This window comes from Xylophilus sp., assembly GCA_009914555.1.
Taxonomy (GTDB): domain Bacteria; phylum Pseudomonadota; class Gammaproteobacteria; order Burkholderiales; family Burkholderiaceae_C; genus WNDY01.
Genome location: WNDY01000045.1, coordinates 20,334 through 34,732, shown reverse-complemented (window position 1 = coordinate 34,732; position 14,399 = coordinate 20,334). Strand labels below are relative to the sequence as shown.

Genomic DNA, 14,399 nt, shown 5'->3' with positions numbered 1-14,399 from the left:
ACGCACGGCGGGCGTGGTGCGGGCGTTCCTGTGCAGGGCGATCAGCATGCTTGGACCTCCGGAGGTGATTGCAGTGACTCTATCAATCCTCGCATCACCGCTCGGGCCATGAAGAGTGGATAGCGATTCTCGCTTATGCAATCATCCGGGATGCGACACCTAACATCGCCGCCATGCCCACGCCGCTGCCCTTGCGCTTCTGGTCCGACCTCTCCACCCGTGACTTCGCCCGCCTGCACACTGCGGGCACGGTCGCCGACGTGGTCGCCGTGCTGCCGGTCGCGGCCACCGAGCAGCATGGGCCGCAGCTACGCGGTGTCGCTCAAATGGAGGTTCTGAGCCGGCTGACAGAAGATGCCGTCCCCCCGATCGATGCCAGCCGCATGCTCACGGTCGGCGAGGTCGCCAGGCGCAGCGGCGTCGCCGCATCGGCGCTGCACTTCTACGAATCGAAGGGCCTGATCGCCGCGGTGCGCACCAGCGGCAACCAGCGCCGCTACCCGGCCGTGGTGCTGCGCTACGTGGCGGTCCGGCGCAGCGCACCGGCATTCCGCTGGACGACATTCGCACCTCGTTCGAGCGCATGCCGCACGGCGCCAAGCTCACGTCGGCGCAGTGGCGCGAGCTGTCGTCCGACTGGCGCCGCCTGCTTGACGAGCGCATCGAGCGGCTGACCCGGCTGCGCGACGAACTGGACAGCTGCATCGGCTGCGGCTGCCTGTCGCTGGAGGACTGCCCGTTGCGCAACCCGCAGGACGCGATGGCCGCGCGCGGGCCGGCGGTGCACATTCCTGGAACGCCGCATCGGCGAACCGCCGACGAGGAAGGGCCGCCGGTAGTCGCGGGCTGGCGGCACGACCGTCAGACCATGGCGTGCAGCATCTCCACCAGCGCCCGGACCGCCGGGTTGCGGGTGTCCGTCCTGTAGGCAAAGCTCAGGGGCAACTCCAGCCGCAGGTCCTTCGCTTCGACGAACGTGACCTGGGACGGGGCTCTGAACCGGTTCCTGTCGTTGACCAATGCCAGGCCGATCCCAGCGGTCACCAGGCTCAGCACGGCTGCTTCGGTCCGGACATGCTGAACGATGCGAGGAACAAGCCCTGCTGCGGTGCAGGCCACGAGCAGGGCGTCGAAGTAGGCCGGGTAGACCGACCGCTGGAAAGCGACGAACGCGCGTTCGTTCAGATCTCGCAGGCGCACGCGCGGCGCGGCGGCCAGCGGGCTGCCACGCAGCATCGCCAGCACCGTGCCATGGCGGCACAGCGGTACGGTGTCTATTCCCTCGGGGCGATTGCCGAAAAGATACACAAAGCCGCCGTCCAGCGTGCCATCGTGGATCTGTGCAAGCTGCTCGGGCGAGGCGAGCGGCAGTGGCTCCAGATGCACGTCAGGGGCGGCGATACGGTACCTTTGAATGGCCTCTGGAATGATGCCCTCCCAGCCGGCGATTTCCACGAAGCCGATCTTCAGCGAACCGATCTCGCCGCGCGATACCCTTCGCACCCGCTCGCATGCCGTCTGAAGGCCGGTCATGAGCGCCGTCGCATCTTCCAGGAATGCGCGGCCGTTGGCGTTCAACCGAAGGCCGCGCGGCGTTCTCTCGAACAGCAGGACACCCAGTTCGTCTTCCAGATCGTGGATCTGGCGCGAGATCGCCGGTTGGGTCACATGGAGTTGTTCGGATGCCGCGCGGACGTTCTCGGTTTCGGCGACAGCCAGAAAGTAGCGCAGGTGGCGAAGTTCCATCGATGGCCCCAGATGCGATCGGGATGCTTACTCGCGGCCGGGAACACCGTGTCCGGCTGCTGCTCCCCTGGCCGCGGAGTATGCCTTTCGCTCGACCATACGGCCACGGCCGGTGCCCTGGATTCAATGGCTGACGACGGATGCCAAATGGCCCAGGCAGTCGCCGGCCTCGCAATGGGCCAGAGCGCGAATGCAGATCGCCATGCCATCGCCCTCGAAATGGACCGGAGTGGCAGGACGCTGCGGATGCGACGGATGGTGGATCCAGCCTGCGGGCTGGCCGGCCTTCACCTGATCGCCCAGCCGGAACGCCGGCTCGAAGATGCCGGCCTCGGGTGCGAAGACGTAGTGCCGATGGCCCTCGACGGCATAGGTGACCGTGCCGGCCCGTGGTGCCGGGCCGTCGATCAGGTCCAGGCCGGTCAGCAGCCGCTCGATGGACCGCTCGGCCACTTCCAGCCCGTCCAGGTTGCATACTGCGTGCCCTCCGAACTCGCCGCAGAAGAACATCACCCCGTGCCGCTGCGCGGCAGCCGCGAAGGTCCGGTTCTCTCCGAGCAGGTCCATGATGAGGGTTCGCGGGGCACCGATGGTGTCGACGAGCCGCGTGTAGTCTGCGTGCTTGCGTTCGTCGTCCGGCCAGGCGGCCAGCAGTGTCGGGAGGTAGTTGGTGGATGCGCCGCCCGCATGGAGATCGAAGGCGACGTCGGTGATGGGAAACAGCACCGTCTCCAGGTGGTGGGCGATCATCTCGGTCAACGTGCCGTTCCGTTGGCCCGGGAAGGAACGGTTCAGGTTGCCTCCGTCGATCGGCGATGTCCGGGTCGCATTCATCACCGCCGGGTAGTTGAGCGCCGGGATGACGATGAGCCTCCCGCGCACGCTCAGCCAGGGCAGGCGGCGGGCCAGCTTCATCAGCGCGATCGGCCCCTCGTACTCGTCGCCGTGGTTGCCGCCCGTCAGCAGAACGGTCGGGCCGGGTCCGGCATGGACCATGAACACCGGCACGGGGATGAAGCCGTAGCCGGAGCGGTCGTGCGAATAGGGCAGGCGCAGATGGCCGGCATGGAAGCCGGGGCTGTCGAAATCGATCGTCGAGGTGATGAGCGACGGCGTGGAGGAATGGGTGTCCGGCATGGAGCTGCGCGATGGGCCGCGGGGTGGAGGATGGGTCTTCACTGTCTCCGCCAAGAGATGGCTCTGTCCAATGCTTTGCAATTTCCGGCTGATGCCTTGGCGTTAATGCGGTGCCCTGGAAGGCGTCCGCAAACGCCGTGCCGCCTGATGCCTGCCGGGCATCAGGCGGTAAGAACAAATGAATGGAAGCGCGTTGAACGTCATCGCATAGTCGAACCACCAACTGCTGGAACACCTCGATGAACAACCGCTCTTTCCTCCTGACGCTTGCAGCCAGCCTGCCGGCTCCCGGCATGCTGCTGGGCGCAGGCCCGGTGCGCGCCGCTGTGACCTGGAACCCGGACAAGCCCGTGCGGCTCGTCGTGCCGTGGGCTCCGGGCGGCGCTGTCGACAGCACCGCCCGGGCGATCGCCACGGCCATGAGCGTGCGCCTGAAGCATCCATTCGTGGTCGAAAACAAGCCCGGGGCCTCCGGCATGATCGGGGCGGCCTATGCCGCCAGCAGCGCGCCGGACGGCTACACCTTCTTCCTTGGCAACGTGGACACGCATGTCATGGATCCGCTGCTGTTCCCGAAGACCATCCGGTACGACGCGGAAAAAAGCTTCGACCCCATCATGGAGCTGGGCCGGGTGCCGATGGCGATGGTCGTGAACCAGAGGATCGATGCCAGGAATGCCGAGGATTTCGTCCGGCTGGCCAAGGCCAAGCCGGGCACCTTCAGCTACGGAACCTGGGGCGTCGGCAGCACGGCCCATCTGGCGTTCGTCCTGCTCGAACAGCAGACCGGCGTCGACCTGAACCACCTGCCGTACCCCGGCGCGCCGCCGGCCTACGCGGCACTGCTCGGCGGCCATGTGGACCTGGCCCTGGCGCAGGTGCCATGGGCGGTCGGCGCAGCCAAGGATGGCAAGGTCAGGATCCTGGGAGTCACCAATGCCACGCGCTCTGCGCTTGCGCCGTCGATTCCGACATTGGCCGAGATCGGGTTCAAGGACTATGCGGTGGAGGGCTGGGTCGGCCTGTATGCCCCACGGGGCGTACCGGTCGATATGCGCGAGCATCTGAGCCGGGAGATCACGGCGTGGCTCAAGACCCCGGAGGCGCAGTCGGTCCTGCAGGCCGGAGGCGTGGAGCTGAAGCCGGGAACCGCAGAGCAGTTGCTGGAGCACCAGCGCAACGAGCAGGCTTTCTGGCAACGGATCATCAGGTCGAAGAACATCAACCTGGACAAATAGTCGGATCGGGGCGATCGAAGCGGGCGCCTGATCGGCGCGGATTGGAAATCCGGGCCACGCACCGGCCCTGGCGGCTCGCTACCATTGACGGCTATGTCTTCCGTGCTGCCTTCGCGCTTCTGGTCCGACCTCTCCACCCGCGACTTCGCCCGCCTGCAAACCATCGGCGCGATTACCGACGTGGTCGCCGTGCTGCCGGTCGCGGCCACCGAGCAGCATGGGCCGCACCTGCCGGTGTCGGTCGACGCGGCGCTGGCCGACGGCATCGTCGCAGCCGCGCTGCCGCACCTCGCGGCCGATCTGCCAGTGCTGTTCCTGCCCGCCCAGAAGGTCGGCCTGAGCCCGGAGCACATCCGCTTCCCCGGCACGCTCACGCTGTCGCCCGCGACCGTGATCGCGCTGTGGACCGAGATCGGCGAGAGTGTGGCGCGCGCCGGCGTGAAGAAGCTGGTGCTGTTCAATACCCACGGCGGGCAGGTCGGTGTGATGGACATCGTTGCGCGCGAGCTGCGCACGCGCTGCGACCTGATCGTCTTCCACACGAGCTGGTTCGCGCTGCCGCTGCCCGATGCGGCGCAGTCTGCCTTCGGTGCGCGCGAGCACCGCTTCGGCATCCATGCGGGGGACATCGAGACCTCGATGATGCTGGCGCTGGACCCGGCCCGCGTGGACCTCGCGGCCGCGCGCGACTTCGCCACCAGTTCCGAGGACCGGGCGCGGCGCTTCCCCATCATCGGCAACGGCAGGAGCGCCAAGCTCGGCTGGCAGATGCAGGACTACCACCCCGCGGGCGCGGCCGGCAATGCAGCGGCCGCCACGGCCGAGAAGGGCCGGGCGCTGGTCGATGCAGCCGGCGAACAGCTGGCGAAGCTGCTGACCGAGGTGGCCCAGGTGCCGCTCGCCACGCTGGTGGACCGACCCGATCTCGGCGCATGACGGTCGTCGGTCCCTCCACCGCGGCGCCGTTGCTCGCGCTGCGCAACGTCAACCTGCGCTACGGCGGTGCGGCCGCTACGCAGGCGCTGGCCGATGTCTCGCTCGACGTGGCCGCCGGCGACTTCGTCAGCCTGCTCGGGCCGTCGGGCTGCGGCAAGAGTTCGGTGCTGCGGCTGGTGGCCGGCCTGCTGGCGCCGAGCGAGGGCGTGATCCTGCGGCCGCCGGCACAGGCCGCCGTGGGCTTCGTCTTCCAGGAGCCGACGCTGATGCCCTGGGCGCGCGTCATCGACAATGTGGCGCTGCCGCTGCGCCTGGACGGCGTGGCGCGCGGCGAGCGCGCGGCCCGCGCGGCCGAAGCGCTGGCCGCCGTGGGGCTCGACGACGTGGCCCACGCCTGGCCGCGCGAGCTGTCGGGCGGCATGAAGATGCGCGCCTCCATCGCGCGGGCGCTGGTCACCCGGCCGCAGCTGCTGCTGATGGATGAGCCGTTCGCCGCACTCGACGAGATCGGCCGCTTCCGATTGAACGACGCGCTGCTCGCGCTGTGGCAGGCCGAGCGCTTCACGGCCTTGTTCGTGACGCACAGCGTGTTCGAGGCCGTCTACCTGAGCCGGCGCATTGTGGTGATGGCCGCGCGGCCCGGCCGGGTGGCGCGCGAGATCGTGGTGAACGAGCCCTATCCGCGCGGCGAGGGCTTCCGCGCCAGCGAGCGCTACGGCCGCTGGTGCGTGGCAGTCTCGCGCGCCTTGCAGGAGGCCGAGCATGCCGCGTAGCGCGAGGAAGGACCGCGGCCGCTGGCTGGTGCCGCTGGCTTCGCTGCTCGTGGCCCTGGGCCTGTGGGAGGCCGTGGTCCGCTTCGCCGGTATTCCGCACTACATCCTGCCGGCGCCGTCGCTGGTCGCCGCCACGTTGTGGACGGACTTCGGCTCGCTGCTGCCGAGCTGGTGGTTCACCGTCAAGGTGACCGGGCTGGCGCTGCTGCTCGCGGTGGCCGGCGGCGTGGCGCTCGCCGTGCTGTTCGTCCTGTCGCGCACGGCCGAGCGGGCGCTGCATCCGTTCGCGGTGGTGCTGCAGGTCACGCCCATCATCGCGATCGCGCCGCTGATCCTGATCTACGTGAGCGACACGCTGGCCGCGCTGCTGCTGTGCGCCTGGATCGTCGCGTTCTTTCCGATCCTGGCCGGAACGCTGGCCGGGCTGCGCGCAGCCGATGCCAACCTGCGCGATCTGTTCAGGCTGCACAAGGCCAGCCGCTGGCAGACGCTGCGGTTGCTGCTGCTGCCCTCGGCGCTGCCATACTTCATCGCCGGGCTGCGCGTGGCCGGCGGGCTCGCGCTGATCGGCGCGGTGGCGGCCGAGTTCACTGCGGGCGCGGCGGGCCAGCAGACCGGGCTCGCCTCGCGCATCCTGGAGGCGAGCTTCCGCACCGAGATTCCGCGCATGTTCGCGGCGCTGGTGCTGGTGTCGGCCACCGGCGTGGCCATCCACTTCGCGCTCGGCGCGCTGTCGCGCCGGCTGCTCGGCGGCTGGCACGAAGCAAACGACAAGGAGTTTCCATGATCCTGCGTACCATCTTCATCGCGGCCGTGGCCGTCTGCGCTGCCGGTGCGCAGGCGCAGGGCACGCTGGAGAAAGTCGTCTTCGCGACCAACTGGAAAGCCCAGGCCGCGCAGGGCGGCTTCTACCAGGCGCTGGCCGACGGCACCTACCGCAGGTACGGGCTCGACGTGGAGATCCGCCAGGGCGGCCCGCAGGTCAACAACCGGCCGCTGCTGCCGGCCGGGCGCATCGACTTCCTGCTGACCGGCAACCTGCTGCACAGCTTCGACAACGTGAAAAACGGTGTGCCGACGGTCGTGGTGGCCGCGTTCTTCCAGAAGGACCCGCAGGCGCTGTTCGCCCATCCGGGCCAGGGCTACGAGCGCTTCGAGGACCTGGCGAAGGCGCCGACCGTCTTCATCGCCAAGGACGCGCAGTTCAGTTTCTGGCCGTGGCTCAAGAGCGCGCATGGCTTCCGCGATGCGCAGTTGAAACCCTACCACTACAACGTCGGTCCGTTCCTCGCGGACAAGAAGTCGGTGCAGCAGGGCTACGCGGTGGAGGAGCCGCTGTCGATCGAGAAACAGGCCGGCTTCGCGCCCAAGGTGTTCCTGCTGGCCGACCATGGGTACTCGACCTACAGCACGACGGTGGAGACGCGCACTGATCTGGTCAAGACCCGGCCCGAGACGGTGCGCAGGTTCGTCGAGGCCTCCATCATCGGCTGGTACCAGTACCTCTACGGCGACAACCGCGCGGGCAACGCCGCCATCCGGAAGGACAACCCCGAGGCCACCGACGAGGCGCTGGCCGGCTCGCTGCGGCTGATCCGCGAGCTCGGCGTGGCCGACAGCGGCGATGCGCTGACCCAGGGCATCGGCGCGATCGACCCGGCGCGCATCGCCGACTCCCATGCCAAGGCGGTGAAGGCCGGGCTCTACAAGGCCGGCGAGGTCGATCTGTCCAAGGTGGCGACCACCCGGTTCGTGAACCGCGGCCTTGGGCTCGATCTCAAGCAGCAGCTCCTGAACAAGAACATGCGAAAAAAATAGAAGAGGAGTATAGGCGGGATATCCCCGAGCGGAGGGCATATGGCGCAGATAGAGGCTGGGGTATATGAGAAAGACCCGGTTGGGAAACACACCGATACCTACGGAATGAGGACGGCTTCAAAAAATGCTGGCAATGCAAATAGAAATGGTTATCATTGAGCCATCGTCCAACACCAATACACCACGGGTCCACACACCATGTCCGCCGCTGCTTCCACCCTGAACCGCGCCAACGCCGCCGCCACCAGCGCCTTGCAGGCTGCGACTGCCGCGATGTCCGGCCTGCGTGACCGCGCTGTCGACAGCGCCGAGCTGCTGCGCGGCGGCAAGACCGTCGAGATCCAGCACAACGGCTCGGTCTACCGCCTCCAGGCCACGCGCCTGGGCAAGCTGATCCTGACCAAGTAAGGCATCCGCACTCCTGCCTGCGGGGCAGGGGCGACACCGATCTTTCCGGGTTTCATCGTGGGGCGACTCCCAAGACTTCATCAAGTCCTCAAGGGTCGTTTTTGCTAGCCAACGGTTCGCCGGGTAGCCAAGCATTTTTTCCATCGTTCCCCACGATGCCTGCCGGCGGCGCCGTGCCGCGGCAGCCCCGAGGCTTCCTCCACCGACACCGGGGCCCTCGCGGCCCCGGCGTCGTTTTTCACGTGTCGGTGAAGCGGATGTCGTGCGTCCCCGGCCGCACCCAGCGCGGCGCCTCGCGCGTTGCATCCAGGCAGCCGCCGGCAGTGCGCGCGCCCTGCGGCCCGCGCAGCCGCATCATCGACGCCAGGATCGCCCGGCCTTCCTCCGGCCGGCTCACGGTGGCCCGCACGCGGCGCGCGACCTCGTCCTCGTCGATCCAGGCGATGCCCCGGGCGCCGGCGCGCACCGCGTGGCGCCAGTGGAACAGCTCGGTGCACTTGCCGGCGAGCGTGTAGGGCGCGTCGCTCTTCCAGAAATTGCCGAACCGGCCGTTGCCGAGGTAGATCAGCCACGATCCCTCGTAGCCCGCCACGTCGGACGACGGGGCGTCGGGGTTGCAGAACCACACCCGGTCGCCCGGCACGTAGTAGTGCAGCGGCAACGGCGCTTCGACGCTGCCGTGCTCGCGCAGGAAGGCCGCCTGGAATTCGGCGGACCGGATCGCGCGGCGGGCACAGCGCTGCTCCAGCCGCTCCAGCAGGGGCGCATGGCTGTGCGCCAGCTCCTGCGCGATGCCCAGCAGCATCACGTACTCGGTCGCACGCGAGCACGAGAACGCCCACGGCGCGGCGCCGGCCTCGGGCTGCGTGGCCGCGCGCAGCGCATCCACCAGACGGCGGCCGGGCAGCAGGGTGAAGCCGTTGTCCTCGTCGTGGCGCCAGTACGCTTCGGGCCGCCGGCTGTCGCGCGGATGGAAGGCCAGCACCGTGCGCCGCGCGGCCTCGACGATGTAGCGGCGCATGCGCACCGCCGACATCAGCTCCTCCACGCTCGGAAACACCACCGGCAGCGGCCCGCCGAGCAGCGCCAGCGCGATCTCGCGCTCCAGGTCGGTCGGATTGTGGGCCGTGTCCAGCGCCAGCCGCTGCGCCAGGCCGGTCGTGTCCCAGCCGGGCACCCACTGGCTGGTCAGGTCGTCGGGCAGGTGCAGGTGCAGCCCCGCGCCCGCCACCGGCGAGCGCACCGCGCAGCCGTCGAGCCCGAGGCTGCCGAGCCAGTTCTGCACCGATCGCCATGCGGCGCCGGGCCGCGCCGCCGGGCTGTCGGGGAAGATCAGGCCGCCACCATAGGTGGACCAGTGCGGGCGCGCGTCGGGCATGGGCGGGCCAGTATGGCGGCGGCCCCGCGGCCGCCACAACACGGGAAAACACTTCCCGGACTACGCCTGCCGGGCGCGCCGGCGCGTGCCCGGCGAGGGTGCCGCGTCGCGCGTCGCCTCCGCGGCGACGAGGGCGAGCAGGCCGGGAAAGCGCGCGTCAAGCTCCGCGCGGCGCAGCGCCGCCGCCCGGCTGTTGCCGCGGTCCACCTGGCGGATCAGGCCGGCTTGGCGCAGTACCCGGAAGTGGTGGGTGAGCGAGGCCTTGCTGACCGGAAAGCCGAACGACGCGCAGGTGCGCTCGCTACCGTCCGCAGCCCGCGCCAGCTCGGCCACGACCTGGCGCCGCAGCAGATCGGCCAGCGCCGAGAGGATGGGGCCCAGCGCCATCTCGTCCGGATCCGGATGCCCTTCGGCATCGGGCATGGCAGCTCCATGAAGGTAAGTCTTGCATCATACCAATGGAGGAATGGACGCATGGCCCGCGACGCCGTCCCAAGTTTCCTGTCCCCTGCGGGGGGGGCGGGGCGGGCGCAGCCCGGCCCTGGGGACGCTCAGAGCCGCACCGTCCCCTCGATGCAGTCCACGCAGCCGCCGCCGATCCAGACTTGACCGCCGGCGTCGCGCTCCACCTGCACGCGGCCGGCGCGGCCCAGCGCCTCGCCCTGCGAGGCCACGTAGCGCTCGGGCGCGCGGCTTTCGGCGATCAGCCACTGCGCGAGGCTGGCGTTGAGGCTGCCGGTCACCGGGTCCTCCGGAATGCCGCTGGGCGCGGCGAAGGCGCGCACCGTCAGCGCCGGCTGCGCCGCATCGGCACCGGCGGCGGGGTCCACGTGGACCACGCCCACCTTGTGATTGAGGGCCCGCAGGGCGGCATGGTCGGGTGCCAAGCGCTGTACCGCCAGCCGGCTGTCGATCTGCAGGGCGAGCCAGACCGGCCCGTTGTCGAGCAGCTGCGCGGCCAGCACCTGCGCCGGGCGCAGGCCCAGCGCCCCGGCCACGCGCGACAGCAGGCCGGCGGCCGGGACGCTGCGGCGCAGCGGCGGCGCGGCGAAAACGAGGCCCTGGTCGCTGCGGCGCACGTGCACCAGGCCGGCCGCGCATTCCTGCACGATGCCGTGCGGCTGGCGCGGTACGCCGCCAGCGGCCAGCCAGGCATGGCAGCTGCCGAGCGTGGGATGGCCGGCGAACGGCAGCTCGCCGCCCGGCGTGAAGATGCGCACGCGGTAGTCGGCGCTGTTCTGCGTGGGCGGCAGCAGGAAGGTGGTCTCCGACAGGTTGGTCCAGGCGGCGAAGCGCTGCATGGCCGCGTCGTCGAGGCCGCTGCCGTCGAGCACCACGGCCAGCGGGTTGCCGTAGCCGGCGCGGTCGGTGAAGACGTCGAGCTGGCGGAAGGGGCGGGCGCGGGCCGTCACGACAACAGCAAGTCCAGCACGCCGCGGGCACCGGCACGTGCCTGCAGGCCATGGAACCAGCGCTCCAGATGCGGCAGCGACGCACGCTCGCGCGGCAGGCTGAACCAGCGGTGGATTTCGCAGGCGACGGGAATGTCGGCCATGGTGAACTGCGCGCCGGCCAGGTAGGGCGTCAGCGCGAGCTGGGCGTCGAGCAGCGCCAGCAGCGGCTCGGTCGCCGCGACCGATCGCTCGATCGCCTCGGCCTGGCGCTGTTCCGGCGGCGTGCGCACCAACTGCAAGAATGCGTCGCGCCCGGCCGGGTTCAGCGTGGTCTGCTGCCAATCCATCCAGCGTTCGGCGTTGAAGCGGGATCGGAGATCCTCCGGATACAGCGGCTCGGGTAGCGCCGGGCCGTGGCGCGCGGCCAGGTAGCGCACGATCACATTCGACTCCCAGAGCACGTAGCCCTCGTCCTCGACCACCGGCACCAGGCCGTTGGGATTCATGGCCAGGTACTCGTCCTCGCGCACGATCCCGAAATGGCCGCCGGCATCGGTGCGCTGCACTTCCAGGCCCAGTTCCTGCGCCGTCCAGACCACCTTGCGGACGTTGATGGAGCTCAAGCGCCCCCAGATTCTCAGCATGTCGCGGCCTCCTGCAACGTGCGGCGAGCTGCTCGCGCAGCGTCTGCGCGAGCGCAGCGATGCCCTCGTCGATCTGCGCCTCGGTGGCGGTCACGAACGACAGACGCAGCGTGCGCGGATCGCCCTGTCCGGCGAAGAAGGCCGCACCCGGCACGTAGGCCACGCCGCGCTCCACCGCCTGCGGCAGCAGCGCGGCCGAGTCCAGGCCCTGTGGCAGGCGCGCCCACAGGAACATGCCGCCGGCCGGTGCGTTCCATTCCACGCCCAGGCCGGCCATCTCGCGCGACAGGGACGCCAGCATGGCGTCGCGCTGGCGCTTGTAGAGCGCGCGGATCTGCGGCACGTGGCGCTCGAGGAAGCCATCCCGGATCACCTCGGCCACGAGACGCTGGTTGAAGCTCGGCGTATGCAGGTCGGCCGCCTGTTTGGCCTGCAGCAGCTTGGGATAGAGCGCCTTGGGCGCGACCACGTAGCCCAGCCGCAGGCCGGGCGCCAGCACCTTCGAGAAGGAGCCCAGGTAGACCGCGCCCCTGGGGTTGCGCGCCGCCAGCGGTGCCGGCGGCGGTGCGTCGAACCACAGCTCGCCATAGGGGTTGTCCTCGACGAATGGCACGCCGAGCGCGGCGGCGCGCTCGGAGAGCTGCCGGCGCCGGGCCTCGCCGATGGTGCGGCCGGTCGGGTTCTGGAAGTTGGGCAGCACGTAGAAGAAGCGCGCGCCGGCGGCCAGCGCGGCCATCGCGTCGGGCACCGGGCCGTCGGCATCGCTTTGCACCTCGGCGACGGCCGGCTCCATCGGGCCGAAGGCCTGCAGCGCGCCCAGGTAGGTCGGCGTCTCCACAAGCACCCGGCTGCCGGCGTCGACCAGCACCTTGGCGACCAGGTCCAGCCCCTGCTGCGAGCCGGTGGTGATCAGCACCTGCGACGGATCGACCTGCCAGGGCAGCATCGCGGCCACCGCCTCGCGCAGCGGGCCCCAGCCTTCGCTTGCGGCGTACTGCAGCGCGGCCGGGCCATGGTCGCGCAGCAGGCGCGCGCTGGCCTCGGCGAACGCGGCGACCGGAAAGGTCTCGGGCGAGGGCAGGCCGCCGGCCAGGCTGATGATGCCGGGCTTCTCGGTGACCTTGAGGATCTCGCGGATGACCGAGGGATTCATCTTCCCGGCGCGGGCGGCCAGGGTCCAGGGGGCGGAGGGATGCGTCATGGTGTCGTCCAGGGAACCGGGAGGTATTGTCAGGCCCGCGGAGCCGAGAGCCTGCGGCCCGCCAGCACCGTGGCCACCACGGCCAGCGCGAAGCCGAGCGTGGCCGGCTCGATCGGCTCGCCCAGCAGCGGCAGTGCCGCGGCGATGGAGAAGAAGGGCTGCAGCAACTGCGTCTGGCTCACCCGCAGCGCGCCGCCGAGCGCCAGGCCGCGGAACCAGGCGAAGAAGCCGATCCACATCGAGAACAGCCCGACGTAGACGAAGCCGCCCCAGGCCGCGGCCGACACCGGCGTGCCGGGCCAGGTCCACAGCATGCCGGGCACGGTGATGGGCAGCGCGGCCACGCAGACCCAGCAGATCACGCGCTCGGCGCCCAGCGCCGGCGTGAGCTGCGCGCCGGCCACGTAGCCCACGGCCGCGGCCAGCACCGCGCCGAGCAGCAGCAGGTCGGCCGCGCCCGCGCCGCGCACGCCGCCGCCGCTGCGCAGCAGCATGAAGGCCACGACCAGCAGGCTGCCGGCCACGGCGCAGACCCAGAACGCCGGCCGCGCCCGCTGGCGCAGCAGCACCGCGGCCGCCACCGCGGTGGCCAGCGGCAGCAGCGCCGTGACCACGGCCGCGTGGCCGGAGGGAACGATGCGCAGCGCCGAGCCCAGCAGCAGCGGATAGCCGATCGCATTGCCCAGCAGCGCCAGGCCCAGCGGCTTCCACTGTGCGCGCGTCGGCAGCGGAGCGCGCGTGAACCACAGCGTGGCGGCCGACAGCACGCCGGCCAGCACCGCGCGGCCGAAGGTGACGAACCAGGGCGAGAGCTGCGGCGCATCCGCCGTGCCGGTGGCCAGGCGCGTCATCGGCAGCGTCAGCCCGAACAGGGCCACGCCCAGCAGGCCCAGCCACATGCCGCGCGCCCCGCGGCTCAGGCCGGTGCGTCCGGACGATGGCGTCATATCCATGCCATCCATCCCGCCGTCCACACGAGCACCAGCGCCATCGCGCGGTTGAACCATGCCAGCCGCCGGCCTTCGGCCAGCCAGCCGCGCAGCAGCGCGCCGACGGCTGCATAGGCGAAGTTGCTGGCGAAGGCGAAGAACAGCATCACCGGCACGACCACACCCAGGCGCGGCAGCACATCGCCGCGGCCGGCGATCCAGCCGGCCACGATGGTCAGCGCCAGCAGCCAGGCCTTGATGTTGACGAACTGCAGGGCGATGCCCTGCCAGAAGCCCACGGCCACGCGGGCGTCGGCCGGGCCGAGCCGGTCGGTATGCGCAAGCCGCCAGGCCAGCCAGAGCAGGTAGCCGATACCCAGCGCCTTCACCGCGAACCGGAGCGCCGGCACCGCAGCCACCAGCGCGCCGACGCCCGCGGCGCACAGCAGAAGCAAGGCGCTCCAGCCGACCGGCACGGCGCAGACGAAGCGCATGGCCCGGGGCAGGCCGCCATTGGCCGCGAGCGCGGTGGACAGCGTGGTGTTGGGACCGGGCGAAAAGCTCATGGCCGTGGCCAGGACGAGCAGGGCGGTGAATTCCGGCCAGGGCATGGATCGAGGTGATGCGTAGGAAAAAAGGTCGGGCGTCGCGGGCGCGGCAGCGTCTTGCGCCGGGCCATGCCCCGATGGTAGATTGGCGGCCAATACAGTGGCAGTACAGACCAGCCCAGCTAACCGCCAACTGTATGGCTTGCACAGGCCACACAGATGCCCGGGTTGCCCGCATGCCGCTTTTGC

Annotated in this window: 14 protein-coding genes and 2 pseudogenes; 7 read left to right on the top strand and 9 right to left on the bottom strand. The window is 70.2% G+C overall.

All coding sequences use genetic code 11. The annotated features are described in order from the left end of the window. Window positions 1-326: 326 nt before the first annotated feature. A pseudogene (soxR, locus tag GAK38_RS17625) lies at window positions 327-805 on the top strand (redox-sensitive transcriptional activator SoxR); the annotation flags it as partial. 56 nt (window positions 806-861) lie between these two features. On the opposite strand, the gene GAK38_RS17620 reads toward soxR, so the two are convergent. Both GAK38_RS17620 and GAK38_RS17615 read right to left on the bottom strand, forming a co-directional pair. Next, window positions 862-1,746 (bottom strand): LysR family transcriptional regulator, encoded by an 885-nt coding sequence (locus GAK38_RS17620; protein WP_325346271.1) that lies wholly within the window; start codon window positions 1,744-1,746, stop codon window positions 862-864. A 123-nt stretch (window positions 1,747-1,869) separates the two neighbouring features. Then, complete coding sequence (locus GAK38_RS17615) at window positions 1,870-2,883, bottom strand: succinylglutamate desuccinylase/aspartoacylase family protein (RefSeq protein ID WP_325346270.1); 1,014 nt, start codon at window positions 2,881-2,883, stop codon at window positions 1,870-1,872. Window positions 2,884-3,122: 239 nt separating this feature from the next. Between GAK38_RS17615 and GAK38_RS17610 the strand changes: the two genes are divergently transcribed. The 6 genes from GAK38_RS17610 (at window position 3,123) to hemP (ending at window position 8,056) form a co-directional block, all read left to right on the top strand. Beyond that, entirely contained in the window at window positions 3,123-4,121 is a 999-nt protein-coding gene (locus tag GAK38_RS17610) for a Bug family tripartite tricarboxylate transporter substrate binding protein (protein ID WP_325346269.1), read from the top strand. 93 nt (window positions 4,122-4,214) lie between these two features. Further along, on the top strand, window positions 4,215-5,057 hold the full coding sequence (locus tag GAK38_RS17605) for a creatininase family protein (protein WP_325346268.1): 843 nt from the start codon (window positions 4,215-4,217) through the stop codon (window positions 5,055-5,057). Further along, complete coding sequence (locus tag GAK38_RS17600) at window positions 5,054-5,830, top strand: ABC transporter ATP-binding protein (protein ID WP_325346267.1); 777 nt, start codon at window positions 5,054-5,056, stop codon at window positions 5,828-5,830. The genes GAK38_RS17605 and GAK38_RS17600 overlap by 4 nt, the downstream gene beginning before the upstream one ends. Further along, window positions 5,820-6,617 (top strand): ABC transporter permease, encoded by a 798-nt coding sequence (locus GAK38_RS17595; protein ID WP_325346266.1) that lies wholly within the window; start codon window positions 5,820-5,822, stop codon window positions 6,615-6,617. The genes GAK38_RS17600 and GAK38_RS17595 overlap by 11 nt, the downstream gene beginning before the upstream one ends. Next, window positions 6,614-7,648: an ABC transporter substrate-binding protein gene (locus GAK38_RS17590; RefSeq protein ID WP_325346265.1), complete on the top strand. Its 1,035-nt coding sequence runs from the start codon at window positions 6,614-6,616 to the stop codon at window positions 7,646-7,648. Before GAK38_RS17595 ends, GAK38_RS17590 begins: the two co-directional genes overlap by 4 nt. A 198-nt stretch (window positions 7,649-7,846) precedes the next feature. Next, window positions 7,847-8,056: a hemin uptake protein HemP gene (gene hemP, locus GAK38_RS17585; protein WP_325346264.1), complete on the top strand. Its 210-nt coding sequence runs from the start codon at window positions 7,847-7,849 to the stop codon at window positions 8,054-8,056. A gap of 238 nt (window positions 8,057-8,294) precedes the next feature. Here hemP and GAK38_RS17580 read toward each other — a convergent pair whose 3' ends face one another. The 7 genes and pseudogenes from GAK38_RS17580 to GAK38_RS17550 all read right to left on the bottom strand — a co-directional run bounded on the left by GAK38_RS17580 (window position 8,295) and on the right by GAK38_RS17550 (window position 14,213). After that, window positions 8,295-9,434, bottom strand: a complete 1,140-nt coding sequence (locus GAK38_RS17580) for a hypothetical protein (RefSeq protein ID WP_325346263.1) — start codon at window positions 9,432-9,434, stop codon at window positions 8,295-8,297. A 60-nt stretch (window positions 9,435-9,494) separates the two neighbouring features. Next, entirely contained in the window at window positions 9,495-9,857 is a 363-nt protein-coding gene (locus GAK38_RS17575) for an ArsR/SmtB family transcription factor (RefSeq protein ID WP_325346262.1), read from the bottom strand. 128 nt (window positions 9,858-9,985) lie between these two features. After that, entirely contained in the window at window positions 9,986-10,846 is an 861-nt protein-coding gene (locus GAK38_RS17570; RefSeq protein ID WP_325346273.1) for a PhzF family phenazine biosynthesis protein, read from the bottom strand. Beyond that, the gene (locus GAK38_RS17565; RefSeq protein ID WP_325346272.1) at window positions 10,843-11,472 is read right to left on the bottom strand and encodes a glutathione S-transferase family protein; all 630 of its coding nucleotides are present in this window, start codon (window positions 11,470-11,472) and stop codon (window positions 10,843-10,845) included. The genes GAK38_RS17570 and GAK38_RS17565 overlap by 4 nt, the downstream gene beginning before the upstream one ends. Window positions 11,473-11,497: 25 nt before the next feature. Continuing rightward, window positions 11,498-12,673: pseudogene (locus GAK38_RS17560) on the bottom strand (aminotransferase-like domain-containing protein); the annotation flags it as partial. Between the two features lie 29 nt (window positions 12,674-12,702). Beyond that, window positions 12,703-13,620, bottom strand: coding sequence for a DMT family transporter (locus GAK38_RS17555; protein ID WP_325346261.1), 918 nt, complete (start codon window positions 13,618-13,620; stop codon window positions 12,703-12,705). Next, entirely contained in the window at window positions 13,617-14,213 is a 597-nt protein-coding gene (locus tag GAK38_RS17550) for a LysE family translocator (RefSeq protein WP_325346260.1), read from the bottom strand. Before GAK38_RS17550 ends, GAK38_RS17555 begins: the two co-directional genes overlap by 4 nt. Window positions 14,214-14,399: the final 186 nt, after the last annotated feature.